Source organism: Streptococcus ilei (assembly GCF_000479335.1).
Taxonomy (GTDB): Bacteria; Bacillota; Bacilli; order Lactobacillales; family Streptococcaceae; genus Streptococcus; species Streptococcus ilei.
On record NC_022584.1, the window covers coordinates 528,673 to 552,380 of the forward strand.

Below are 23,708 nucleotides of genomic sequence, written 5' to 3' on the forward strand. Positions count from 1 at the left end.
ACTTTTTGTTTAAAGCCTAAATAGCCAAATCAAACTTCAATTGAGGTTTGACTGGATTATAATCTTCCAAAACAAAGTCCTCGGCTTTAATCTCAAAGAAATTGGTGCCATCTGGTACATTCAATACCAAACGAGGCTGGCAATCAGATGGCTCGCGCCGAAGTAATTCTTCTGCCTGTTCGAATTGGTTATCATAGATGTGGAGGTTGTTAATAAAGTAAAAGAACTTGCCAACCTTCCAGCCAAAGTGCTTGGCAATCATCATTTGAAGAGCCACGTATTGCATGGCATTGATATGGTGCGCTACCAACATGTCATTCGAACGTTGGGTCAAGGTCGCATCCAGATAGATTTCCCCATCGACACGACGTACATCAAACATGGTTTGAAAAGCACAAGGTAAGAGTCCTTCGCTCTCTTCAAAGGCTTGGTAGTCCCATAGAGAAATGATATTACGACGATTCCAGGGATTGGCTTCCAGCTGTTTGAGAATCTTGTTGATGATGTCGTGCTTTTTAACGACAGCACCATAACGCTCTCCAATCGTTCCCGTATCTCCTACTTCCCAGTCGTTCCAGTAATGAACTTGGTATTTGTCATTTAGGAGTTCTAGACTATTGGACTGGTCCTGGTAGATCCAGAGCATCTCCTTGATAGCCGACTTAATGGCGATAGGACGAAGCGTCGTAATAGGAAACTCGCCTTTGGCTAGATCAAATTCCATAAAAGCCCCAGTAATGTACTTGGAATTGGCAGTTGTACCATCCTTGTACCTAGGCCGAGCCTGCTCAGACCAGACGCCTTCTTCCATAATTCTTCGAATATTTTCTTTAAAAAGGATATCTGCTTTTGTCATTCATTCTCCTTAAATACTTTAATACTTTCATTATAACATAGGATAAATAAAAAGAGTTCTAAATGATTCAATTTAGAACTCTTTTTGTATGATTCTATTGTAGGACAAGTGACGCAGCTCCAATAACTCCTGCATCATTTCCAAGATTAGCAAGCACCAGTTGGGTTGAAGTACGAACTTGTGGGAAAGTATTTTCATCAAAGACTTTTTGAACCCCATCCAAGAGGAATTGACCTGCTGCTGATACACCACCACCGATGACGATGTTTGCTGGGTTCAAGACACTTGCGATGTTGGCACAAGCAATACCCAAGTATTGAGAGAAATGACGGTAGACAATCAAGGCCAAATCATCCCCATCTTTAGCCAAATCAAAGACAGTCTTAGCTGTGACATCTTCACCATCGTCAATCAAGCGTTTCAACTCTGCATCTCCTGCATATTCATCTGCATAGCGACGAGTCAAATTGACAATACCAGTTGCTGAAGCTACTGTTTCCAAGCAACCTTTCTTACCACAGGTACAATCAAATGGACGATCGAAGTCTACTGTGATATGGCCAAGTTCACCAGCTACACCACCAGCACCGTGCAAGAGTTTTCCTTCCGCCACGATACCGCCACCAACACCTGTACCAAGTGTCATGAAGACGACGTCTGGTTGATTTTCGCCAGCACCTTTCCAACGTTCACCAAGGGCAGCAACGTTAGCGTCATTGTCGATGAAGAAAGGAATTCCCAAGGCAGACTCAATATCTTTCTTGATTGGCTGAAGAGTCTTCCAGTTAAGGTTGTAGGCCCCGATAACCGTTCCTTCGAAGCGATCAACTGCACCAGGTGATCCCATTCCGATTCCTATGAAATCTTCTGCTAAAAGGTTTAATAGTTCCAAGCGATGTTGAATGGAAGCGATGATATCAGGAACGATGTGGCTTCCTTCGTCGAGGATGTTGGTCTTAATAGACCACTTTTCTTGAATTTCACCTTCTTGCGTCAAAATGGCAAATTTGACAGATGTTCCACCTAAGTCAATACCAATAATTTTCTTGGACATTTTACACTCCTTTGTTCCTATTCTCTTGACACTAGTATACCAAAATGTGAAAAGGGTTTCAATCATTTTTCAAGAATTCTCTCAATTTCATTTGCAAAAAAGAACCTGTCTGCAAAAACACAGACAGATTTCTTTACTCTTCGTTATGAAGTTTTAAAAAGAGTCTCAAGGATTGAACGCCAATTATGAAGAAGAACAATCCCAAAATATGTAACAAGAAGATACTAATAGATAGAGGACTAACAATGAGAAACAATCCTGTAAACAGTTGAATAAGCCCCCAAAATGTAAATTTCTTGGATAATTCTTCAGATCGTTTGGAAAGGTAATGGGCCTTTTTCAAACTCAAAGCAGACTTATACAAGAGCCAAATACCAAGTGTCATCGGAAAGACAATTGGCAAGGTCTTGTAGCCATAGAGCAAAAGATAGACTGCAAAGACCAGTGAAACCGCACTTTGGAACAAATAGGGATCTGACAAGGTCGCTTGGGTCCGTAGACGGTAGTAACGTGACAAACGCGAAACTGAAATCAAGAAAAAGCCCAGTGAAATCAACCAGCTAAAGGTGGCAATCTTTTCGATTGGATTTACAAAGAGAATAAATCCAATGCCACAAAATAAAAATGATGACAATAATAGACTGTATTTACTAATATGCTGCATTCTGCCTCCTTTAGTTTTCTGCCAACTCACTCAAGTACTCATAACGTTCATACTTGGCTAAGAGTTGCTCATTTTCTTCATCCATCTGACGTTGAAGACTGGCCAACTTCCCGAAGTCAGAACCATTCTCATTCATCTCAGCTTCGATAGTTGCAATCTTGTTTTCAATCGCTTCGATCTCACTCTCAATGGTTGCCCACTCCTGCTTTTCTTGGTAGCTCATCCGTTTCTTTTCTTCCCGGATCTTGACTACCTTTTCTTTTTCTGGCTTGCTATTTTCTGTAGCCATTTCTAGCTCAAACTTTTTCTCATCTAGGTAATCCGTATAATTTCCAAAGAATTCGCGGATACCACCATTTTCAAAAGCTAGAATCTTAGAAGCGACCTTGTCTAGAAAATAGCGATCATGACTAACCGTGATGACTGGTCCACCAAAGCCTTGTAGGAAGTTCTCTAACACCGTCAAAGTGGCGATATCCAAATCATTGGTCGGCTCGTCCAAGAGCAAGACATTTGGTTTTTCGATGAGAAGTTTCAAGAGATAGAGGCGTTTTTTTTCACCACCAGAAAGTTTCTCTATCAAAGTACCGTGAGTGGAACGTGGAAAGAGAAATTGCTCCAGCAACTCAGCAATCGACGTAGAGCCTGCGCTAGTCTTAACCTCTTCCGCTACTTCTTGCAGGAAGTTGATCATCCGCTTGCTTTCATCCAAACCTTCGATCTGCTGCGAGAAGTAAGCAATTCTCACTGTTTCTCCAATAACAACCTTCCCAGCAGTCGGTTGGAGTTTCCCAGCAATGAGATTGAGCAGGGTCGATTTCCCAACACCATTATCTCCCACAATTCCAATCCGATCCTTGTTTTGAACCAAAAGGTTAAACTGCTGCAGAATAGGGCCCTGGTCATAGGCGAAATCGACATCTTTAAATTCGATGACTTTCTTACCGATCCGACTGGTTTCAAAGGACATTTCCAGATCTGTTTCTGTAGTCTGGTGAGATAGGTCCTTCTTGAGGTCGTGGAAACGATTGATCCGCGCCTGTTGCTTAGTAGCACGCGCCTGCGGTTGCCGACGCATCCAAGTCAATTCCTGCTTATACAGTTGCTGCTTCTTATGAAGAAGAGCCGCATCTCGCTCGTCCTGCTCAGCTTTCAAGCGGACATAATCTTGGTAGTTCCCTTGATATTCGACTAGACCAGCACGATCCAGTTCAAAAATTCGAGTTGAAATATTGTCCAAGAAATAACGGTCATGGGTGATGAAAAGAACGGTTTTCTTAGAGTTCTTTAGAAAATTGGTCAACCATTCGATGGTATCAATATCCAAATGGTTGGTCGGTTCATCTAACAGGAGCAAATCATGGTCTCCTAGGAGAACCTGTGCTAGCTGGACACGGCGACGCAACCCTCCAGACAAACTACCAACCTTAGCAGATAGATCCTGAATCCCCAGTTTAGTTAAAACTGTTTTGACCTGGCTTTCAATTTCCCATGCATTGAGAGAATCCATCTCTGCCATCACTTTTTCCAGTTTAGCTTGCTGACTCTCATCGTACTGGCTCGTCAACAGTTCATACTGACGAATCAATTGGAGTTCTTTCACATCTTCTGACAGCACTGTATCGAGGACACTTTTGTTATCATCAAACTGAGGTTCTTGAGTGAGATAGCCAATCTTATAATCATTCTTTGCAGAAAAAGGAGAACGATCTCCGTCATAGCCTGAACGACCTGATAAAACATCTAAGAGAGTTGTTTTCCCTGTTCCGTTAACCCCGATTAGTCCAATCCGATCCAGCTCATGAATGATGAAAGAAATATCCTTAAAGACCGTTTTGTCCCCAACGGACTTGGTTAGTTTTTCAACGATAAAATCGCTCATGCTTCCCCCTTCTTAGCTTCAAGATAGTCGCTCAAAAAATCTCCAATCGCTTGAATGTCATTCTCTAATTCTCCATCTACAATGGCCCATTCAATGGCAGAAATCACTTGTCCTAGAGCTGGACCTGGTTTTAAGCCGTATTCCTTGATCAACATCCCACCATTGACTACAATTTCATGCTTATCATGAATAGCTAGAGCATCATACAATTCCTCAATGACTTGGAAATCTACGGGCAATCCATGAGCCTGACGTAGTTCTTCCGCTGATAAGAGCAGAGACTTATCATAGCGGTAGACGTCCCGACGATTTAAACGAGCCTTTTCTCGTAAGCGGTAAATTTCAACCAACTGCTCCACCTTCTTAGCGAAGTCACGAGATGTTTTCCATTTCTTGAAAAAAGCAGAAACCTTATTCTCATCTAAGGTCAAGAGTAAGGCAGCCCATGCTTGCTCCGAACTCGTAAAGTTATAGTCCATCTTCAGTTGGAAAAGTTTCTCTAGTGACGAACGACTATTCTGTAAGAGAGGAAGATACTGATAGCTATGACTAGCAATCAGCCCTTCTAAGCCCTTTCGCCAATAAGGAGCTAAGAGGAGCTTATCTAACTCAATAAAGACACGCTCGACAGAGATCTTTTCTAGCAAGGGGGCGCAATCTGTCATAGCTTTAAAGGTCTCTTCTTCTAGATCAAAGCCAAGACTGGCTTGAAAACGAAATCCACGCATAATACGAAGAGCATCCTCATTAAAGCGTTCTGTTGCCACTCCAACAGCTCTTAAAATTCGATTGTCCAAATCTTCCATACCATTGAACAGATCAATTATTTCCCCTTCTTCACTCAAAGCAAAGGCGTTGACAGTAAAATCTCGGCGCTTAAGATCTTCCTCTAGCGAGCGCACAAAACTTACCGAGCTGGGTCTCCGATAATCCACATAGACATCCTCTGTCCGAAAGGTGGTAATTTCATATTCCTGATGGTTCTCTAAAACTAAGACTGTCCCGTGTTCAATCCCGACATCAATGGTCCGCTCGAAAATAGCCTTGGTCTCTTCTGGGTAAGAGGAGGAAGCGATGTCTACATCGTGAATGGGACGACCTAAAATAGCATCTCGCACAGAGCCCCCGACGAAATAAGCTTCATACCCAGCTTTTCGAATCTTTTCTAATATTGGCAAAGCCTCCTGAAATTCAGAAGGCAGTTTTTTTAATCTCATAATAGATGTTCTAAACCATAGACAAGCTCATGACGCTTGACTACTTCTTTTACTCCTAGATTAACCCCTGTCATGAAGGACACCCGATCATAGGAATCGTGGCGTAAGGTCAATCCTTCTCCTTGACTACCGAAAATCACTTCTTGGTGGGCTACCAGACCAGGCAAGCGAACCGAATGGATATGCATCCCTTGGTAGTTGGCACCACGAGCTCCTGGCAGACTTTCTTCTTCGTCCGGCGCACCTTGCCCTTGCGGTTGACGGACCTGACTGATAAGCTCAGCCGTCTTCACAGCAGTCCCGCTCGGAGCGTCCTTCTTTTTATCATGATGCAACTCAATGATTTCTACATTTGGAAAGTACTTAGCTGCCTGCGCTGCAAATTGCATGAGCAAGACCGCCCCAATGGCAAAGTTTGGCGCGATGAGCCCTCCAATATTCTTCTCACGAGATAAATCAATCAAGTCAGTGATTTCTTCTGTTGTAAATCCTGTCGTTCCGACCACAGGCGCCAGTCCATGCTCCAAAGCAAAGCGGGTATGCTCATAGGCAACTTTAGGGATGGTGAAGTCAATCCACACATCTGCATCCAGCATCAAAACGCCTTCCTTGTCATGGAAGACTGGAACACCCGCCAACTCATTCTCAGACGCATGGGGATCAATCAAGCCAACTAGTTCAAGCTCAGGATCTTCTAACACCATGTGATAAGCCGCTTGGCCCATTCTACCTTTAAAACCTGCAATCACTACTTTAATTGGCATGTTTTCTCCTTATATTTTCGGTACAAAACTAATAGCAACGCTATGATTTCCTAAATGCGTGCCAATGACACTGCCAAAGGTCGCAAATGGAATCTCACCAGCAAAACCATCTTGATGAAGAATATCACGAAGTGTTTCCGCTTTATCCAGTGCATTCCCGTGAATGATAATGATTTGATAGTCTTTATCCGCTGTTCCTTCTTTGACAATCTCAGCTAAACGTTTGATTGCTTTTTTCTCGGTACGAACTTTCTCATACACTTCAATCACACCTTCCTCGTTAAAATAGAGGATCGGCTTAATGCTGAGAAGATTCCCAAGGATCGCAGCTCCATTAGAAAGACGGCCCCCTTTGACCAAATGGTTGAGATCATCTACCATGATGTAGGCAGAAGTCCCATCGATTTGCATCTGGATATTAGCTAGAATTTCATCAAATGACCGACCTTCACCTGCCCATTTGATTGCTTCTTCAGCCATCCAGCCAAGCGGAGCACTGGTGATCTTAGAATCTGGGAAAGCGATGGTCATGTTCGGGAACTCATCCTTCAAATACTGGATATTCTGATAGAAACCAGAAATACCTGAAGATAGGAAAATTCCTAAAACATGGGTATAGCCTTTTGATTCTAGTTGCGCCAAGAGTTCTTCTAATTCCGCGATACTAGGTTGACTAGTTTTTGGAAGTTCAGACGAAGATTCCATCTTTTGATAGAACTCTTCTGCTGTCAGGTTTTTACCTTCTACGTAAGATACTCCATCAATGACAACTGGAATATCTAGGACAAATAAATTATCGTGTCTTCTTGATTCATCTGATAGATAGGCAGAAGAATCTGTGATGACTGCTAATTTCATGCATTAAAACTCCAAATTGATTCCTGGTAAATCAAGGGCGATTTCAGTAACTTCATAGGTCAGACGGTTCAGCATATTCAAGCAAGGACGAGCTAATTCTTCTACTTCTTCTTTGCTGAATTCGCTTGGCTCGCTGACTAAACGATTGTGAATGTGGTTGATTTGGGTAATGGTCCCGCTGATGACAAAGCCATCAAAGACAATCATATAGGTCAAAATGACAATTAAAGAGGTTGTCTTTAACTCTGTATCGCGTTGAATCAATTGAAAGTTGACGTCTACTTTTGTCTCGGGAGTACCATTTTCTTTTTCCCATTCAAAGTTACGAGCATCATAATGATACTGGCTGACAAATTCTTTTTCACGTTGGATATCCATACTTGTTCTCCTAAAAATAAGCGTTATGAAAATTATACCACAAATTAAATCAAGATTCTATTGCAGAACTATGTCTTTTCACACTGTTTTCTATCACAGAAAGAAGAAAAGAGAGTGGGACAGAAATCGGTAATTCGTTAGAATTCGATTTCGTCGTCCCACCTCCGCACAGTTGAGTAGGGCTGTAAAAGCTGATGAAATCAGCGTAGTAGAGCCCACTCAACCACTGCGTCTTGCTCGACAATCAAAAGACAATTGAAAGGCTAGGACTTTTGTCCCAGCCTCTGTTAGATATGATTAATTTTTAGGTTTGCGAAGCAATCCGAACAAGATACCACTTACGACTGCACCGATCAATACGAACAAGATGTAAAGAAGCGGATTTGAAGTAAGGGCAATAACGAAGATTCCTCCGTGAGGAGCCATCAGTTTCAATCCTGCGAGACCAACAAGGGCACCTGTCAATGCTGAACCTGCGATGAAGCTTGGGATGGCACGAGCTGGGTCAGCTGCACCGAATGGAATGGCACCTTCTGTGATGAAGGAAAGACCCATGATAATGTTTGTCAAACCTGAGTTGCGCTCTTCTTCTGTAAATTTGTCTTTGAATAAGACAGTTGCTACAAAGACTGCCAATGGAGGAACCATACCAGCTGCCATAACGGCTGCCATAACGGTTGAACCACCACTAGTAAGTGCTGAAGCTGTCAACGTACTTGTACCGAATACATAAGCCGCTTTGTTGACTGGTCCACCCATATCGACAGCCATCATACCACCAACAAGGAGACCAAGAAGAACTGCCGAGCTACCTGATAAGCTAGTCAAGAAGTTGTTCAAAGAGGTATTGATCGCTGACATTGGAATGTTGATAAGAAACATCAAGAATCCTGTCAAACCAACACCAAGTAATGGCAAGAGAAGGATAGAGCGGATCCCATCGAGTGAGCGTGGAAGACCTGCAAGTGCTTTACGAAGGAAGAGAACGACTCCACCTGCAAGGAAACCACCAACCAAAGCGCCAAGGAAGCCAGATGATACGGCTGCTGGTAATTCACCTTTAGCAGCACCGAAAGCGATGTTACCAAAGGCTGACCCTGAGCTAGCAATAGATCCTGCAATAAACCCTGCTACAAAACCAGGTTTTTCAGCGATGGAGAATCCGATGTAACCTGCAAGTACAGGAAGCATAAAGCCAAAGGCTGCACCACCGATTGTTTTAAATTGAGCTGCTAATTCATGGTATGAACCAAGTTGAGACAATTGATCTTGAGGAACTCCAAGAATTTGGTCAATCAAGAAGGCAAGGGCGATCAAAATACCACCACCGATTACGAATGGAAGCATTTGAGAAACCCCACTCATCAAGTGTTTGTAGAAGGCTCCACCCAAGCTCAATTTTTCTTGGCTAGCGCTAGCTTCTGCTGCATTTTCAGCGTGGAAGACATCTGCTTTGCCGTCTAAGATGGTTTGGATCAATTCTTCTGTCTGGCGGATACCGGCTGCGACTGGTTTAGAGATCAATTTTTTGCCATTGAAACGAGCCGTTTCAACTGCTTTATCTGCTGCAATGATCACTCCTTCAGCTTTGGCGATTTCTTCTGCTGTCAAGCGGTTGCCGACACCGGATGCCCCGTTGGTTTCAACACGGACTGTAACACCCATTTCTTCACCTTTTTTGATGAGGGCTTCTTCTGCCATGTAAGTGTGGGCGATACCTGTTGTACATGCTGTAACAGCAACAATCAATGGTTTGTCAGATGAGGCTGCTTCTTTGCCAGCTTCTGCTTTTTTAGCTTCTTCAGCTGCAGCTTCTTGCTCTTCTGCGTCGAAAACTGCGATCACTTGATCAGGAGTGCTTACTTGGCGAAGTTTGTCTGCAAATCCTGGCTTCATCAAGTACTTAGACAATTCAGCAAGAGCTGCCAAGTGAGTGTCGTTTGCCCCTTCTGGAGCCGCGATCATGAAGAACAAGTCAGTTGGTTGACCATCAAGCGATGCATAGTCAACACCCTTATTTGATTTTGCAAACAAGACCGTTGCTTCTTTTACAGCTTCGTTTTTGCTGTGAGGCATAGCAATCCCCTCACCCAAACCAGTGGAAGTTTGCGCTTCACGGTTCATGATGCCAGCTTTGAAAGCTTCAAAATCTTTCACCACACCATTGTCGACGAGCGATTGGACCATCTCATTGATCACGCCTTCTTTATCTGTTGCTTGAAGATCAAACAACATCACGTTTTTATTTAAAACGTCTTGAATTTTCATAGTTTTTCTACCTCTACTTTTTCATAAATTTCTTTGATATAGTCCGCTGTCGCCAAATCATCTGAGAAGGTGGTCGCTGTTCCACAAGCCACGCCCCATTTGAAGGCTTCGATGACATCTCCTGTCGTTGCGAGCTTCCCAGTGAAGCCTGCTACCATAGAATCGCCAGCCCCGACCGAATTCTTCACTTGACCCTTGATTGGTTTTGCGAAATAAGTACCACTTGGACTGACTAGAAGTGCTCCATCGCCCGCCATGGAAATAATGACGTTTTGTGCTCCTTTGGCCAAGATTTCTTTGGCGTAGCGTTCAATTTCTGGCAATTCCGTCAAGGTCACTCCAAAAATGGCTCCCAATTCATGGTTGTTTGGTTTGACCAATTGGGGATTGAACTCCAAGGAGTCAATCAAGGTCTGCCCTTCAAAGTCGCAAACCACTTGTGCGCCTGTCGCACGGGTTGCTGCAATCAATTGTTTGTAAACAGCATTTCCAAGTGAAGATGGGGCAGAGCCTGCAAATACTACCACATCATCTGCTGTCAAGTTGGATAGGATACTGAGTAGTTCTTGCAACTGACCTTCTGTCACTTCTGGACCATTGCCATTGATCTCTGTCTCCTCATCGGCTTTGATCTTGACATTAATCCGGGTGTCTTGGTCCACGGTCACAAAGTTAGTTGAAATAGCTTCGCTTGTTAGCACGTCTTCGATAAAGCGTCCTGTGAAACCACCTATAAACCCAGTTGCTGTGTTCTCGATATCGAGTCGGTTCAAGACACGACTGACATTGATTCCCTTACCACCGGCGAATTTATCTTCCGAAGCCATCCGATTGACCGCCCCTGTCTCTACATGATCGAGACGGACAATATAGTCAATGGCAGGATTCAGTGTTACTGTATAAATCAAACCTCTATAACCTCCGTTTTCTCTTTTAATTTAGAAAGGATTTCCGTATCCGAAGTATTAGTAATAATGGTTGCTCTCTTAACCGGAGCTACCTTGACAAAAGATGTCCGTCCAAGTTTCGACGAGTCTAGAAGAATATAAGTATTCTTTGCATTCTCTAGAATGGCACGTTTAACGGCCCCCTCTTCAAGATCCGGTGTGCTATACGACTCTAGGTCTACGCCATTCATTCCAATAAAAGCTCGATCAAAGCTCAACTGGCCGATTTGATTCAAAGCCATTCCTCCGATGCTAGCGTCAGTCGAAGTCTTGACCATCCCGCCGATGATGACCGTTGGAATGTCTCTCTACTAAACTAGCTGCATGGTGAATGGAATTGGTCACAACTGTAACGGTTGGATTGGCCAATTCATGAACCAATAATTCATTGGTGGTTCCTGCATCGATAAAGACAACTTCAAAATCTTTGATCAATTCTGCTGCTTTTTTTGCAATGGCAGATTTTTCTTGCACGTTTTTGATTGCTTTATCTTTATTGCTTTCTTCTTCCTGCAAGGAATGAAGACTTTCAGCTCCACCGTGAATTCGTCTCAGTTTATTCTCTGCTTCTAATTCATCTAAATCGCGTCGAATGGTTGATTCCGAAGAGTTTAACTCTTGAACCAAATCCTCAATAGAGACGATTCGCTCTTTGATAACCTTTTCTAAAATGATGTGTTTTCGTTCAGATTTTAACATACAAGCTCCTTTCGGAAACGATTACAAGGACTATTATACTCTATTATCTTTCAAAGTCAAGCATTAAATATCATTTTCTTTCATTTTCTATCATTTTTTCTATCAATTTCTTTCATTATCTCTTTTAAACTACCTATTTAACCATTATCATAGTCCTGTAAATCCTTTTAAAAATCTCCAATTTCAACTTTCTTCACGTGAAAAAGAGAGTGGGACAGAAATCGGTAATTCGTTAGAATTCGATTTCGTCGTCCCACCTCCGCACAGTTGAGTAGGGCTGTAAAAGCTGATGAAATCAGCGTCATAGAGCCCACTCAACCACTGCGTCTTGCTCGATAATCCAAAGACAATTAAGAGGCTAGGACTTTTGTCCCAGCCTCTTTTTGTCATCAGAATAATCCTTCTTCCATTGGAAGTTATGATCCATCATGACTATTATTTATAATTGTAAGCCCAATAATAGTATCCATCTCCATTTACAACTGCTGCTACAGCTCCTTCAGTTGCGTTTGGATCTAGTAACAATTCACGCAAGCCACTGTTGAACCATTTTGTTGCCACAGTTGCTGAATCTTCTTCACGGCGAGCTACAAATCCAGTACTATCGTACTGTCTTGAGATTTGATTTGCTTTTGGAAGAGCAAGATTGTTGTAGATATCATCAGACCAAGTCAACTCTTTCAAGCCTTGAGCTTTTCTTAGTTCATTAATTTTGGTAAATGCTTCTTTAGCCTTATCTAAAGAAATATAGTTAGTGTCGTCTGTTGCTTCTACACGGAATACGAATTTCACATAGCCGAATTCAACGTCTTTGTATTCTTTTTCGTCAACACCACTCTTTAGATTAGCAATTAAGACATAGTCTTTTGCCCATGGGTTATCTTTTGATTGTTCAAAGAGTTCAGGGTCTTCAATTTCCCATTCTACTTTTGCATCCCAGCCAGCATTGTCAATGAACTTAGGATTCATTTTCTTAATGACATAGTCCTTAAACTCTTCGACGTTTTTAAACGGTAAAGGTTGGCCGGCTTTGACTGTTTCCACCACATTGGTAGAGTATAGTTTCACGCTTGAGTCGCGATCGCTATAAGCATACTCGTCATCTTTTGCATCTTCGTGGAATTTTGGATCGATGGCAGGGTCAGTTGGATCAGTCATACCTTGAAGTTTCCATTTTCCATCAATCCACTTCCAGTACGCAGAATATCCTGTAGCTTCAGTATCAGATGGTACATAGTAGTAATGAGTTGTCCCATCAAAGTAATAGTTCTTATCATTACGCAATGCAGCTGATCCAGGCTTACCAGGTGGGTAGACCAACTTAGGAACACGTCCGTTTGGTGCCCAAGGAAGGTGTTCTAATCCTTCTGCTGGTGCTTCAACATATGGTGGAATTTGGTTTTCACTTGGCTGATCTGTTGTTACTAAACCATCATTACCAGGTACTTCAGGTTGAACCGGCACTTCTGGCTTCGGATCCGCTGGATTCTCTGGAGTTGGGGTGAATGGATCAAACTCACCATCTGCACCTACAAATGGAGGATTCTCAGGGAAGACCAAGTTACCAGTATCTTCTGGTGTAGCCGGTTCTGAAGGTTCCACCGGTTGGTCCGGTTTATCAGTTGGGTTTGGTTCCTCTGGTGTTGGAGTAGGATTTGGAGTAGGTGTTGGAGTATCCGGCGTTACAGGGTTTTCTGTTTCACTAGAATTTTTTACAAATACCCATTTACCATTCTCATAGTAATAGTAATCCCCATTCTCTAATAAATAATAATGGTAACCATTCTCATAAAGGTAATGCGGGTCGTTGGCTAGATTATTTCTAGAGTTATTACGATTGGTCAACGGTTGCCACTGGCCATTACGGTAGATCCGGTAAGTGCCATCATTCATGCGATAGTAGTGATTACCATTCCAGTAGATGTAGTTTTCATCACGTGTGAGATTGTTGTAGCCATAGTAGTTATTCCAATTGTTATAACCATAGTTATAGCCGTAATTTCCATAGTTATAGCCGTAATTTCCATAGTTATAATTGTTGTAACCATAGTAATAATCATAATTATTATACCCATAGTTATAGTTGTAATTATTATATCCATAGTTACTGTAGCTTGGGGTATAGTAGCTATAGGCATAACGACTTGTATTCCAGCTATAGCTTTCAGCTTGAACGTTTGACGCAGCAAAAACTGGAACTGCTACAGCAGAGGCCAAGATAGCCCGAGTTACATATCTATATTTTTTATCCATATCAATAATCTCCATTAGGATAGTATTATAAATAAAAAGGATGAAAATACCTATGCATAAGTTTAATTTGGCTGTTTTTCCAGTTTATATAGGGTTTGAGAGCTCCTGAATGAGATATTCATTTATTTCTAAGGCCTATTTTTAAAATGAACACTTCAGTCAGATTCCCACATATTTTTGCCTAAAAAACTGATAACAACAGCATATTTAGTATCGACACTTTTTCTTCCTTTGTGAGAATTATAACACAGAAAGTTTTGAATAGCAAATAATTTGAGAACCTTCTTATTTTACTCATAGAACTATACTCATTCTTTATACAGCTATTATTTACTTCATTTTTAGCCTTTCAAATGGTATGGTTATAAAGGATAAAACAATAGGATAGTATTATACTATTGTTTTAGAAGAGCAGATTAGGCTTCACGCCTATGTAATTTTTTGCTGTTTCTACAATCATCTAGAATATACAAAAAGAGAGAACGAATTCGCTCTCTCTTTTAAGCAGTTGCTAGATGACATTTTTACAGCTATTGGTCTTTTTTAAACCCAAGTCCTCGGAACCATTTGGATAAGCCTTTTTTACTCTTGTGTTCTGCTCTTCCTGCAACTTCTGGTAAGTCATCTTCGACTTGTAACGGATACTCTGTTTGACTAGAATCAGCTAGAGAAAGTTGAGCCGGATCAATTGCTTCCTCCTCTTCTCCTACTGCAGTTTTTTCTCCATCCTCAATTGACTGAATCTTCTCTATCCGACTCCTGAAATCTCTAGCCTCTTTTTGATAAGCCATAAAGGTTTCAAACTCTGCCTCAAATTGTACTTTTTTCTCCTCGACTTCAGTTTTAGCAGAGGCAACCAAGGCTTGCGCATCTACTAGCAATTCAGATGCATCGGTGAACAGTTTCAGATGCCCTTTGACTTGTGCTAATTGATTTTTTGCAAGTTGAAGTTGTGCCTGTGCTCCTTCAAGCTTAGATGCAGTCTCTCTCGCCGCATTTTGTAAAACTTCTAATTGCTTTTTATCTTCTTCTAATGCTAGAGTGGCATTTTTTAAGGCCTCTTCTTTTGGGATAATCGCTCCTTGTATCCGAGCTCGTGAAACCGCCAGTGAGCTTGCTGCTTCCTTGGCCTCTGTCGACGCAGCCTGCCATTTCTTCATCGCTAAAGCTAGGTTACTTTGAGCACGCGCTAATAGTTGCTCATGACTTGCAAGAGAAGTCTTGACATCGAATAAATGACCAGAAAGGATATTGATGCGGGATTCTTGATTTGTTCTTTCAACTTTTAGACTCTCCAAAGCATTTTTGACAGTCTTTACATCCGCTTTTGTCGTCCTTGCATTGGCAACGTTTCTCACCCACTTTGTCAGTTCTTCACTGGTATAAAGGGGGGATGACTCTTCAAAGAAAGCTACTTGAGATACCTCTAAATCTGGATCATAGGCAACTGAAATGGCCTTATATTGATTCCCCATCATTTGGACATAGTGTCCAATCTTAGCAAATAACTCCGCTCCCACTTTCTTAGAGATTTGGCTAGGATCTAGTTGACTTTCATCTATTGATAAACCGTATTGATGAGCAATTTGATGATACAGTTCCTTTTCACTATACCAGAAGGCAACAGCCTCCCTAGGCCGATAGCCCCAAGCAATCAATTCATTCTCTTGCCAGTTGGACAGGGCTTGTCCATGGTTTTGATGATAGTGCGTTTGAAGTTGACTAACCGGTAATTGATAAGGAGCGACCAAGAGCTCACCTAAACCTGCCTGGCGACGGTACTGATTAATGGTATCTACAATTTCTAACGCTTTTAGGACGTTATCTAATCTAGTGGCCTTTCCACCTGTCAGCTGGTCCTCTACACGCCCACGATGATAAAGCGACATAACTTCAACAGCACCTTGGTCACCAGCCTTGGCCCACTCCTCTAACAAAGTCTCATAGCTTGTCTCTTGAAGATTGATTGGACTAGCCATGGCCGCTTCACGGACTTTTTCTAACTCTACTAATTTTTGGGAGATTTGATAAGTTAATTTTTCAACTTTTTTCTGTACTCCCGCAATTTCGCTGGAAACTTGCTTTAAGACATAGGGCGCTTTGGATTGAGTTTCTGTCAGATTTAGCACTAAGGTTTGAGCTATTTTTAATTCGTTTTGCGCCTGCTCCTCTTTTAGCTGTGCCTGTGCTAATACTGCCTCATCATTCTGGATGGGTTGTTTGGCTTTTCTTAATTCATTTCCTGCGATATCAACAAGTAACTGCTGGGCAGCAATTTTATTCTCTTGACTCTTTATGGCAGAACGAACTTGACTATCAGCCTCACTTGCTTGGCGTACCTTTTCTTGTTCTAGAGTAACAACTGCCTCAGCAACCGCAATTTCATTTTCAGTTTTGCCAAGGGATGTTTGATTGGATTCTTCAATCATCGTTTCAGTTGTCTCTAGGTTTGCTTCAGCAGCTTCCAGACCTGATTTGGCGACATTGTATTCAGATTGAGCCTGGTTCAGCCGTAACCGTTGGTCTTCGACTCTTTTTTCAGCTTTTTGCAATTGGTCATGTAAGATATTTTTATCCATAAAACTTGAATCCATTTCAGTCACATCCGTCGATTGCTGATCGGCAGGATCGTTCTGGACAATCTCTTCAGCCTGTGCCTTATGGCCGGACAAACCTGAAAAGAGGGTTGTCGCTGCGACACCCGTTGTAAAGACTGATTTTCCTATTTTTTTGCCCATTGCAAACACCACCAACACTTTTTCATATCTGTTATCTCTCCATAAGGATACCACATTTTGTTACCAATAACTAGTAGGATGAGGAAGATTTTTTCTATTAATTTTAGGGCAAAAGAAAAACAGCCAAGGCTGTTATTCTTCTTGTTTAATTTGCTCCAACATCTTCTCTTCTTCTGGAGTCAAGTCATAGTTTTCAAGCAGGTCTGGACGACGCTCTAGTGTCTTTTTCAAACTCTGATAGAGACGCCATTGACGGATATTTTCATGATGCCCACTCATGAGGACATCTGGAACTGTCATCCCTCGATATTCATAGGGCCGTGTGTATTGAGGGTATTCTAGAAGGCCGGACGAGAAACTATCATCCTGGTGGCTGGACTCTTTTCCGATCACTTCTGGAATCAAGCGTACTGTCGCATCAATCATGGTCATAGCAGCTAGCTCACCACCGGTTAAGACATAGTCTCCAAGAGAAATCTCATCTGTCACCAGGGACTTGATCCGCTCATCGTAGCCTTCATAGTGGCCACAGATAAAGATCAATTCTTCTTCTTGAGCTAACTCTTCTGCATAACCTTGATCAAAAGTCCGCCCAGCTGGATCTAGTAAGATCACGCGCGGATTCTTTTTCTCAATAGCATCAAAGGCATCGAAAATCGGCTGAGCTCGCAAGAGCATGCCTTGCCCGCCACCATAGGGTTCATCATCCACATGCCGCGCCTTCTCTGCATTTTCGCGGAAATTATGGTAGTTAATCTCAAGGAGTCCCTTTTCACGCGCCTTTCCGACGATGGAGTGCTCCAGGGGTGAAAACATCTCTGGAAAGAGGGTTAAAATATCAATCTTCATCGTCTAACCCTTCCAAGATATCCACATCCACCCGATTTCCTGGGATATCAATATTGAGGACTACTGGTGGGATATAAGGCAAGAGAAGGTCGCGTTTTCCTTTGCGCTTCACCACCCAAACATCATTGGCACCCGGTTGAAGGATCTCCTTAATCTGACCGATGAGTTGGTCATTTTCATAAACATCAAGGCCAATGATCTCGTGGTAGTAAAACTCGCCCTCATCCAAATCAGTCAAGGCTTCTTCGGCAACCTTGAGGCTAAAACCCTTGAATTTTTCAATGGTATTGATATGGTACATATCTTTAAACTTGATGATATCGAAGTTCTTGTGCTTGCGGTGACTGGCAATGGTCACCGTTTGGACAAACTGATCCTTCTCATCAAAGAGAGCCAACTCTGCTCCTTTTTTAAAGCGCTCTTCCGCAAAGTCTGTCACAGACAAGACCCGCATCTCACCCTGCAAACCCTGCGTATTGACGATTTTCCCAACGTTAAAATAATTCATGATTTCTCCAGTGTAGTTTATTCACCTTATTTTATCACGTTCAATCGATTTTCTCAAATGGACTTTCCACCCAGAAACTGCTACAAAACCTTCCTTTGAAACAAAAAAACGGGACAATGTCCCGCCTTTTTATTTTTCGTCAATAACGATTCTTACTTTTTTATCTTCAGTTGGGACAGAGTAGACAATCGTTCTTATCGCAGAAATGGTGCGACCTTTCCGACCGATCACTCGACCAACATCGCTAGGATCAAGGTCAAGGTGGTACTCCAAGAATTCGGGAGTATCTTCGATCTTGATGGTTAAGGCATCCGGTTGTGAAATCAAAGGTTTCACAATTGCAATAATTAGATTTTCAATCGTATCCATACATCAACCTACTTTATGATTATTTTGAGAATTTAGAATCGTGGAATTTCTTCAAGACACCTTCTTTTGAAAGGATGTTACGAACTGTATCTGAAGGTTGAGCTCCATCAGCCAACCATGCAAGAACGCGGTCTTCTTTCAAAGTAACTTGGTTTTCTTCAACAAGTGGATTGTAAGTTCCAACTGTTTCGATGAAACGTCCATCACGTGGTGAACGTGAATCTGCTACGTTGATACGGTAGTAAGGTTTTTTCTTAGAACCCATACGAGTCAAACGAATTTTAACTGCCATTTTAATAAGTCTCTTTTCTATATTTTGATTTTCGGTGAAATAGACTAGCTATTTAGCACATGATCTATTATAACACATTTTAAAGACCTGTCAAGAAAAAAACTTGACACTATTAAAAATTTTTTTATTCGATCTCAAAGCTATAAGATTCAGCCTTTGGGGAATTAGATTCAATCACATAGTTTCCAGAAGGAAGTCCGCTTACATTCAAGCGCTTCCCTTCAAATTCTTTAGGGAGAGATGTCACTGTGATGGTAAAGGAAAAGCCCTTAATTTGGCGGTAGTTAGCATAATCCAAGGTCAGAATCCCTCGAAGTTCTGTTTCTCCAGCTTTTTCAGCAGCTAGTAAGTCTGTTGCCAATTGATTTTCGAAATCGGGATTATCGATTGGGAACTGAAGACGAACCTCGCTTACCTCTAAGCCCTGTTTACGAAACTCTTCTTTTATTTCCTGAGTCAGTTTTTGAAAACCTTGAGATTCAGCGAAGGCTCTTTCGAAAAATGGTGCAACAAGCCAGCTTTTGGAATGGTAAGCTAGTTCTTCTGCCGTGTCATAGTTTTTCCCACCTTCTTCTTTGGATAGATGAGTCGCATAGGGAAAGTCAAACTGAACCGTTTTTCCCTCAACCCTTTCTTGATAGCTATAGGCATATTTAGTCGACATCCCATGGAGTTGAGCTGCTTTAAAACTTAGGTCTCCTTTAAATCCCGCTTCCTGATAAAAGCCAGAAATTTGCTCTTGGATTTCTTTTTCTTCTTGATTAGTAAAATAAAATAGAAAACAAATTAAGAGAGCGACCACTGTGGCGAATGCAAGAAGCAGATAGCGAAGCCATCTTTTGATGGTAACCCTTATTAATTTAAATTTATTCATTCCACCATGATACCAAAAAACTAGCTTAACAGCTAGTTTGAAATAAGTTTTTACTTAAGAATATCCAGTAACGCTTGATAGTCAGCAACGACATAGGTCGGTACTGCTGGACTGGTATTTTCTTTGTGATCCGGATTATACCAGACGGTATCAATCCCCGCAGCATTGCCCCCAGCGATATCCGCCGTCAAAGAATCCCCTATCATAAGAGCTTGCTCCTTGGTAAAACCAGGTATCAAGTTACCGATCTTTTCATAAAAGGCTACTTCCGGTTTTTGAGTTCCTAATTGTTCAGAAATGAAGATCTCCTTGAAATAAGGGGTAATGGCTGACTGCTTCAAGCGTCCTTGCTGAATAGCAGTAACACCGTTGGTAGCCCCATAGAGCTGATAACCCCTTTCTACCAACTCTGCCAGCAAGTCTTCCGCTCCAGGGAAGCTCTGTCCCTGTTGGCTAATATAATCCTGGTAGCGCAAAGCCATCTCTTCACCATCTACCTGTCTTCCAAAATGAGCAAAGGCAATCGCGAACCGGCTGTTAATCAAGTCTTTCTTGCTAATTTTCTTTTGTTCCAAATCTTTCCAAAGCCCTTGGTTCATAGGTTTGTAGTAATCCTTAAAGGCTTGAATATCTTGAACTCCCTGGTCCTTAAGAAATTGCGTTAAAGCCACTTCCTCCGCTGTATCAAAATCCAACAAGGTGTGGTCTAGGTCGAATAATAAAAATGTATACATGCTTACAAACGGTCCTTCAATTTTTCTACAAATAAATAAGCTGCTGGGCATGTCAAGGTATTCTTGATGGTCAGATGATTGATCTGGTAGATCTTCTTACGGTCCGTATGAGGAAACTCTCGGCACGCCTTAGGCCGAACATCGTAGATCGAGCAGAGATTATCGCCACCCAGGAAGGGGCAAGGCATGGACTTAAAAACCTTATCTCCATCTTCATCAACTTGAAGAAATTCAGCCTCAAAAGCAGGAAGTTTCATTTTGAAATACTTAGCGATGCGGGTGATATCCGCTTCTTTAAAATCTGGCCCTAGGGTCTTACAGCAATTGGCACAAGCGGTACAATCAATTTCTTGAAATACTTCATTGTGAATCTCTTGCGCTATTTTATCTAGATTCTTAGGTGGTTTCATTTTCAGATCCGCCAATACCTTGCGGTGCTCCTTTTGCTTTTGAAGGGCTAATTGATGGTATTTTTCAAGGTCAATTTCTTGAGTCATAAACTACTTTCTAATCGCTAATTTGATAAGAGCATTATACCACAGAGAGAGTAAAAAAGAGAGTGGGACAGAAATCGGTAATTCGTTAGAATTCGATTTCGTCGTCCCACCTCCGCACAGTTGAGTAGGGCTGTAAAAGCTGATGAAATCAGCGTAGTAGAGCCCACTCAATCACTGCGTCTTGCTCAACAATCCAAAGACAATTGAGAGGCTAGGTCTTTTGTCTCAGCCTCAAATTGACTAATCTGTAACAGCTCCTGTTCCATCCAAACTCCAAGTTTCCTCAATGTAAGGAATGAATTGTGCCAAAGTCTCTTTATCCCCTTCAAAAGACATCAAGTATACCTTATCATCCTTTTGGAAGACCCAAGTAATGAGGTACTGGCCAGATTTAAGGATAATATTCAACTGCAAAGCTTCATTACCTGAGACAGTGGTTTTAGCTCCCCACATTTTGTCTACTTCTTTATTGTCCTTCCAATAGTAAGCAATACGGTTCGCAATCAACTCTGCGTTGAAGACTTCTCCTTCACCGACATTCGCTTTCTCTTTGGTATACCCGTTCATGGTTACGATATTATAGGCACTACCATCCGTAAATTGAATACTGTCTCCACCATCTATATCTGTAAATTTAATCCACTTACTTGGAATATCGATATAGCCATAATCGGCAGAACCAACCCGTTTGGTTTCGACAGAACTCTTGGTATCATCCGATGATTTTGATTCTACCTTACTAGATGTTTTTTTGCTAGATGATTTTTTACTCTTTTTTACCACCTCAGTGGAACTAGACTCAGATGATAATGGTTTTCTAGACTCTTTTTTAGGAGTGCTACAAGCTACAAGAGCAAGAGCTGAAAAGACCGAAACGGTCGCAAGTAAGAACTTATTTTTCATCTTCCCTCTCCTTTGTGATGGATTGTGATGGATTTTGATACCTCTAGTTTATCACATTCTACTTAGATTTGAAAGCACTATTTGTCTAGCCCGATAGAAAAACGTCCCTATCGGGACGTTCCATTTGTTCTATTATTCCAGAGAGAAGCTTATTCCTCATCCATTGACAGAACTGACAAGAAGGCTTCCTGTGGTACTTCTACTGAACCGATAGCTTTCATTCGTTTCTTACCGGCTTTTTGTTTTTCAAGAAGCTTGCGTTTCCGTGAGACGTCCCCACCATAACACTTGGCCAAGACGTTCTTACGAAGGGCCTTGATATCTGTACGGGCCACGATCTTATGACCGATAGCTGCTTGGATAGGCACTTCAAACTGTTGACGAGGGATAATCTTCTTGAGCTTCTCAACAATCAACTTACCTCGTTCATAGGCAAAGTCCTTGTGAACGATAAAGCTGAGGGCATCGACGGTATCTCCATTGAGGAGAATATCCATCTTAACCAGTTTGGATGGACGGTACTCAGACAACTCATAGTCAAAGCTAGCATAGCCACGAGTGGAAGACTTCAATTTATCAAAGAAATCAAAGACAATTTCAGCCAATGGGATTTGATAGATGACATTAACTCGATTTTCATCGATGTAGTCCATGGTCACAAAGTCCCCCCGTTTGCGTTGGGCCAATTCCATCACAGCTCCGACAAACTCTTGTGGTACCATGATTTGTGCTTTAACATATGGTTCTTCAATCGAAGCGATCTTGGTTGGATCTGGAAACTCAGATGGGTTGGACACATCCAGCACTTCTCCATCTGTCAAATTGACCTTGTAGATAACTGACGGTGCCGTCATGATCAAGTCAATGTTGAACTCGCGCTCCAAACGTTCTTGGATAACATCCATGTGAAGGAGACCCAAGAAACCACAACGGAAACCAAAACCAAGGGCTTGAGAAGTCTCAGGTTCAAATTGAAGACTGGCGTCATTGAGTTGCAACTTTTCCAGTGCTTCCCGAAGATCATTGTATTTGTTGGATTCGATCGGGTAAAGACCAGCAAAGACCATTGGGTTCATTTGCTTATATCCATGAAGAGGCTCAGCTGCTGGATTAGTAGCCAAGGTCACAGTATCCCCGACACGAGTATCCGCAACCGTCTTAATAGAGGCTGCAATATAACCAACATCTCCAGTCGCAAGGAAGTCACGACCCACTGCTTTAGGAGTAAAAATCCCAACCTCAGTCACATCAAAGGTCTTACCATTACTCATCAACTGGATGGTGTCGCCTGGCTTCACTAGGCCATTGACCACACGGACTTGAAGAATGACTCCCCTGTATGGGTCGTATACCGAGTCAAAGATCAAGGCTTGCAATGGAGCGGCAACGTCTCCAGTTGGTGCTGGAACTTTCTCGACGATTTGTTCCAAAATCTCTTCGATTCCGATGCCGGCCTTGGCAGAAGCTAGGACTGCCTCACTGGCATCCAAGCCGATCACATCCTCCACTTCTGTCCGCACACGTTCTGGATCTGCAGCTGGTAAGTCAATTTTGTTAATGACTGGCAGGATCTCCAAATCATTGTCCAGTGCCAGATAAACATTGGCTAGGGTCTGCGCCTCAATCCCTTGAGCAGCATCGACTACTAAAATCGCCCCTTCACAGGCTGCGAGCGAACGAGAAACCTCATAGGTAAAGTCCACGTGTCCTGGTGTGTCAATCAAGTGGAAGATATATGTCTCCCCATCTTTAGCCGTATAGTTCAACTCGATGGCATTGAGCTTGATGGTAATCCCACGTTCCCGTTCTAGATCCATGCTATCTAGGAGCTGAGCTTGCATTTCTCGACTAGAAACGGTCTCGGTTTTCTCTAAGATTCGGTCCGCCAAGGTTGACTTTCCGTGGTCAATGTGGGCGATAATCGAGAAGTTCCGAATTTTCTCTTGTCGTTTCTTTAATTCTTCTAAATTCATTTTTTCATCCTTATAAAACTATTCAGTATATTATAACAAAAAGCCTGTTTCTTGGCTAGTTTTAATGAATCAAATCACCTGAATTTTGATTTATATCGAAGTTTGATAAAATCTTTATTTAGATAAGGTTT

Annotated in this window: 21 protein-coding genes and 1 pseudogene; all 22 read right to left on the minus strand. The window is 42.1% G+C overall.

Translation table 11 applies throughout. The annotated features are described in order from the left end of the window. Window positions 1-16: 16 nt before the first annotated feature. The gene (locus N596_RS02640) at window positions 17-856 is read right to left on the minus strand and encodes a thymidylate synthase (RefSeq protein WP_023026850.1); all 840 of its coding nucleotides are present in this window, start codon (window positions 854-856) and stop codon (window positions 17-19) included. Window positions 857-950: 94 nt separating this feature from the next. Then, the gene (locus tag N596_RS02645; protein ID WP_023026851.1) at window positions 951-1,910 is read right to left on the minus strand and encodes an ROK family glucokinase; all 960 of its coding nucleotides are present in this window, start codon (window positions 1,908-1,910) and stop codon (window positions 951-953) included. 133 nt (window positions 1,911-2,043) lie between these two features. After that, window positions 2,044-2,574, minus strand: coding sequence for a DUF308 domain-containing protein (locus N596_RS02650; RefSeq protein ID WP_023026852.1), 531 nt, complete (start codon window positions 2,572-2,574; stop codon window positions 2,044-2,046). A gap of 10 nt (window positions 2,575-2,584) precedes the next feature. Further along, window positions 2,585-4,456: an ABC-F family ATP-binding cassette domain-containing protein gene (locus tag N596_RS02655; RefSeq protein WP_023026853.1), complete on the minus strand. Its 1,872-nt coding sequence runs from the start codon at window positions 4,454-4,456 to the stop codon at window positions 2,585-2,587. Continuing rightward, entirely contained in the window at window positions 4,453-5,673 is a 1,221-nt protein-coding gene (locus N596_RS02660; RefSeq protein WP_023026854.1) for a CCA tRNA nucleotidyltransferase, read from the minus strand. Before N596_RS02660 ends, N596_RS02655 begins: the two co-directional genes overlap by 4 nt. After that, window positions 5,670-6,437 (minus strand): 4-hydroxy-tetrahydrodipicolinate reductase, encoded by a 768-nt coding sequence (dapB, locus tag N596_RS02665; protein ID WP_023026855.1) that lies wholly within the window; start codon window positions 6,435-6,437, stop codon window positions 5,670-5,672. Before dapB ends, N596_RS02660 begins: the two co-directional genes overlap by 4 nt. Window positions 6,438-6,446: 9 nt before the next feature. Then, window positions 6,447-7,295, minus strand: coding sequence for a DegV family protein (gene fakB, locus N596_RS02670; protein WP_023026856.1), 849 nt, complete (start codon window positions 7,293-7,295; stop codon window positions 6,447-6,449). A gap of 3 nt (window positions 7,296-7,298) precedes the next feature. After that, on the minus strand, window positions 7,299-7,673 hold the full coding sequence (locus N596_RS02675; RefSeq protein ID WP_006596301.1) for a DUF1149 family protein: 375 nt from the start codon (window positions 7,671-7,673) through the stop codon (window positions 7,299-7,301). A 297-nt stretch (window positions 7,674-7,970) separates the two neighbouring features. Beyond that, a complete protein-coding gene (locus N596_RS02680; protein WP_023026857.1) occupies window positions 7,971-9,941 on the minus strand; it encodes a PTS fructose transporter subunit IIABC in 1,971 nt (656 codons plus the stop codon). Further along, entirely contained in the window at window positions 9,938-10,849 is a 912-nt protein-coding gene (pfkB, locus tag N596_RS02685; RefSeq protein WP_023026858.1) for a 1-phosphofructokinase, read from the minus strand. The genes N596_RS02680 and pfkB overlap by 4 nt, the downstream gene beginning before the upstream one ends. After that, a pseudogene (locus N596_RS02690) lies at window positions 10,846-11,587 on the minus strand (DeoR/GlpR family DNA-binding transcription regulator). Before N596_RS02690 ends, pfkB begins: the two are co-directional and overlap by 4 nt. A 435-nt stretch (window positions 11,588-12,022) precedes the next feature. Further along, the gene (locus N596_RS02700; protein WP_023026859.1) at window positions 12,023-13,840 is read right to left on the minus strand and encodes a CAP domain-containing protein; all 1,818 of its coding nucleotides are present in this window, start codon (window positions 13,838-13,840) and stop codon (window positions 12,023-12,025) included. 530 nt (window positions 13,841-14,370) lie between these two features. Beyond that, entirely contained in the window at window positions 14,371-16,578 is a 2,208-nt protein-coding gene (locus N596_RS02705; protein ID WP_042361409.1) for a coiled-coil domain-containing protein, read from the minus strand. Window positions 16,579-16,710: 132 nt separating this feature from the next. Beyond that, entirely contained in the window at window positions 16,711-17,427 is a 717-nt protein-coding gene (gene trmD / locus N596_RS02710) for a tRNA (guanosine(37)-N1)-methyltransferase TrmD (RefSeq protein WP_023026860.1), read from the minus strand. After that, window positions 17,417-17,935: a ribosome maturation factor RimM gene (gene rimM / locus N596_RS02715; RefSeq protein WP_023026861.1), complete on the minus strand. Its 519-nt coding sequence runs from the start codon at window positions 17,933-17,935 to the stop codon at window positions 17,417-17,419. The genes trmD and rimM overlap by 11 nt, the downstream gene beginning before the upstream one ends. A 129-nt stretch (window positions 17,936-18,064) precedes the next feature. Continuing rightward, window positions 18,065-18,304, minus strand: a complete 240-nt coding sequence (gene kphA, locus N596_RS02720; RefSeq protein WP_003001620.1) for an RNA-binding protein KphA — start codon at window positions 18,302-18,304, stop codon at window positions 18,065-18,067. 19 nt (window positions 18,305-18,323) lie between these two features. Then, window positions 18,324-18,596, minus strand: coding sequence for a 30S ribosomal protein S16 (gene rpsP, locus N596_RS02725; RefSeq protein WP_006596292.1), 273 nt, complete (start codon window positions 18,594-18,596; stop codon window positions 18,324-18,326). Window positions 18,597-18,720: 124 nt separating this feature from the next. Further along, the gene (locus N596_RS02730; RefSeq protein WP_023026862.1) at window positions 18,721-19,470 is read right to left on the minus strand and encodes a hypothetical protein; all 750 of its coding nucleotides are present in this window, start codon (window positions 19,468-19,470) and stop codon (window positions 18,721-18,723) included. A gap of 50 nt (window positions 19,471-19,520) precedes the next feature. Continuing rightward, window positions 19,521-20,204: a pyrimidine 5'-nucleotidase PynA gene (gene pynA / locus N596_RS02735; RefSeq protein ID WP_023026863.1), complete on the minus strand. Its 684-nt coding sequence runs from the start codon at window positions 20,202-20,204 to the stop codon at window positions 19,521-19,523. 2 nt (window positions 20,205-20,206) lie between these two features. Continuing rightward, entirely contained in the window at window positions 20,207-20,701 is a 495-nt protein-coding gene (locus tag N596_RS02740) for a YkgJ family cysteine cluster protein (protein WP_023026864.1), read from the minus strand. 240 nt (window positions 20,702-20,941) lie between these two features. Beyond that, window positions 20,942-21,604, minus strand: a complete 663-nt coding sequence (locus N596_RS02745; RefSeq protein WP_023026865.1) for a hypothetical protein — start codon at window positions 21,602-21,604, stop codon at window positions 20,942-20,944. Window positions 21,605-21,753: 149 nt separating this feature from the next. Further along, window positions 21,754-23,577, minus strand: coding sequence for a translation elongation factor 4 (gene lepA, locus N596_RS02750; RefSeq protein WP_023023355.1), 1,824 nt, complete (start codon window positions 23,575-23,577; stop codon window positions 21,754-21,756). Window positions 23,578-23,708: the final 131 nt, after the last annotated feature.

Bases quoted from the DNA above. Each gene is read 5' to 3' on its own strand.
- rimM (WP_023026861.1), bottom strand. From the start codon at position 17,935: ATGAATTATTTTAACGTTGGGAAAATCGTCAATACGCAGGGTTTGCAG.
- N596_RS02660 (WP_023026854.1), bottom strand. From the start codon at position 5,673: ATGAGATTAAAAAAACTGCCTTCTGAATTTCAGGAGGCTTTGCCAATA.
- N596_RS02740 (WP_023026864.1), bottom strand. From the start codon at position 20,701: ATGACTCAAGAAATTGACCTTGAAAAATACCATCAATTAGCCCTTCAA.
- lepA (WP_023023355.1), bottom strand. From the start codon at position 23,577: ATGAATTTAGAAGAATTAAAGAAACGACAAGAGAAAATTCGGAACTTC.
- fakB (WP_023026856.1), bottom strand. From the start codon at position 7,295: ATGAAATTAGCAGTCATCACAGATTCTTCTGCCTATCTATCAGATGAA.
- N596_RS02705 (WP_042361409.1), bottom strand. From the start codon at position 16,578: ATGGGCAAAAAAATAGGAAAATCAGTCTTTACAACGGGTGTCGCAGCG.
- N596_RS02645 (WP_023026851.1), bottom strand. From the start codon at position 1,910: ATGTCCAAGAAAATTATTGGTATTGACTTAGGTGGAACATCTGTCAAA.
- N596_RS02650 (WP_023026852.1), bottom strand. From the start codon at position 2,574: ATGCAGCATATTAGTAAATACAGTCTATTATTGTCATCATTTTTATTT.
- N596_RS02655 (WP_023026853.1), bottom strand. From the start codon at position 4,456: ATGAGCGATTTTATCGTTGAAAAACTAACCAAGTCCGTTGGGGACAAA.
- N596_RS02680 (WP_023026857.1), bottom strand. From the start codon at position 9,941: ATGAAAATTCAAGACGTTTTAAATAAAAACGTGATGTTGTTTGATCTT.
- N596_RS02700 (WP_023026859.1), bottom strand. From the start codon at position 13,840: ATGGATAAAAAATATAGATATGTAACTCGGGCTATCTTGGCCTCTGCT.
- dapB (WP_023026855.1), bottom strand. From the start codon at position 6,437: ATGCCAATTAAAGTAGTGATTGCAGGTTTTAAAGGTAGAATGGGCCAA.
- N596_RS02675 (WP_006596301.1), bottom strand. From the start codon at position 7,673: ATGGATATCCAACGTGAAAAAGAATTTGTCAGCCAGTATCATTATGAT.
- kphA (WP_003001620.1), bottom strand. From the start codon at position 18,304: ATGGATACGATTGAAAATCTAATTATTGCAATTGTGAAACCTTTGATT.
- N596_RS02730 (WP_023026862.1), bottom strand. From the start codon at position 19,470: ATGAATAAATTTAAATTAATAAGGGTTACCATCAAAAGATGGCTTCGC.
- trmD (WP_023026860.1), bottom strand. From the start codon at position 17,427: ATGAAGATTGATATTTTAACCCTCTTTCCAGAGATGTTTTCACCCCTG.
- pynA (WP_023026863.1), bottom strand. From the start codon at position 20,204: ATGTATACATTTTTATTATTCGACCTAGACCACACCTTGTTGGATTTT.
- N596_RS02640 (WP_023026850.1), bottom strand. From the start codon at position 856: ATGACAAAAGCAGATATCCTTTTTAAAGAAAATATTCGAAGAATTATG.
- N596_RS02745 (WP_023026865.1), bottom strand. From the start codon at position 21,604: ATGAAAAATAAGTTCTTACTTGCGACCGTTTCGGTCTTTTCAGCTCTT.
- rpsP (WP_006596292.1), bottom strand. From the start codon at position 18,596: ATGGCAGTTAAAATTCGTTTGACTCGTATGGGTTCTAAGAAAAAACCT.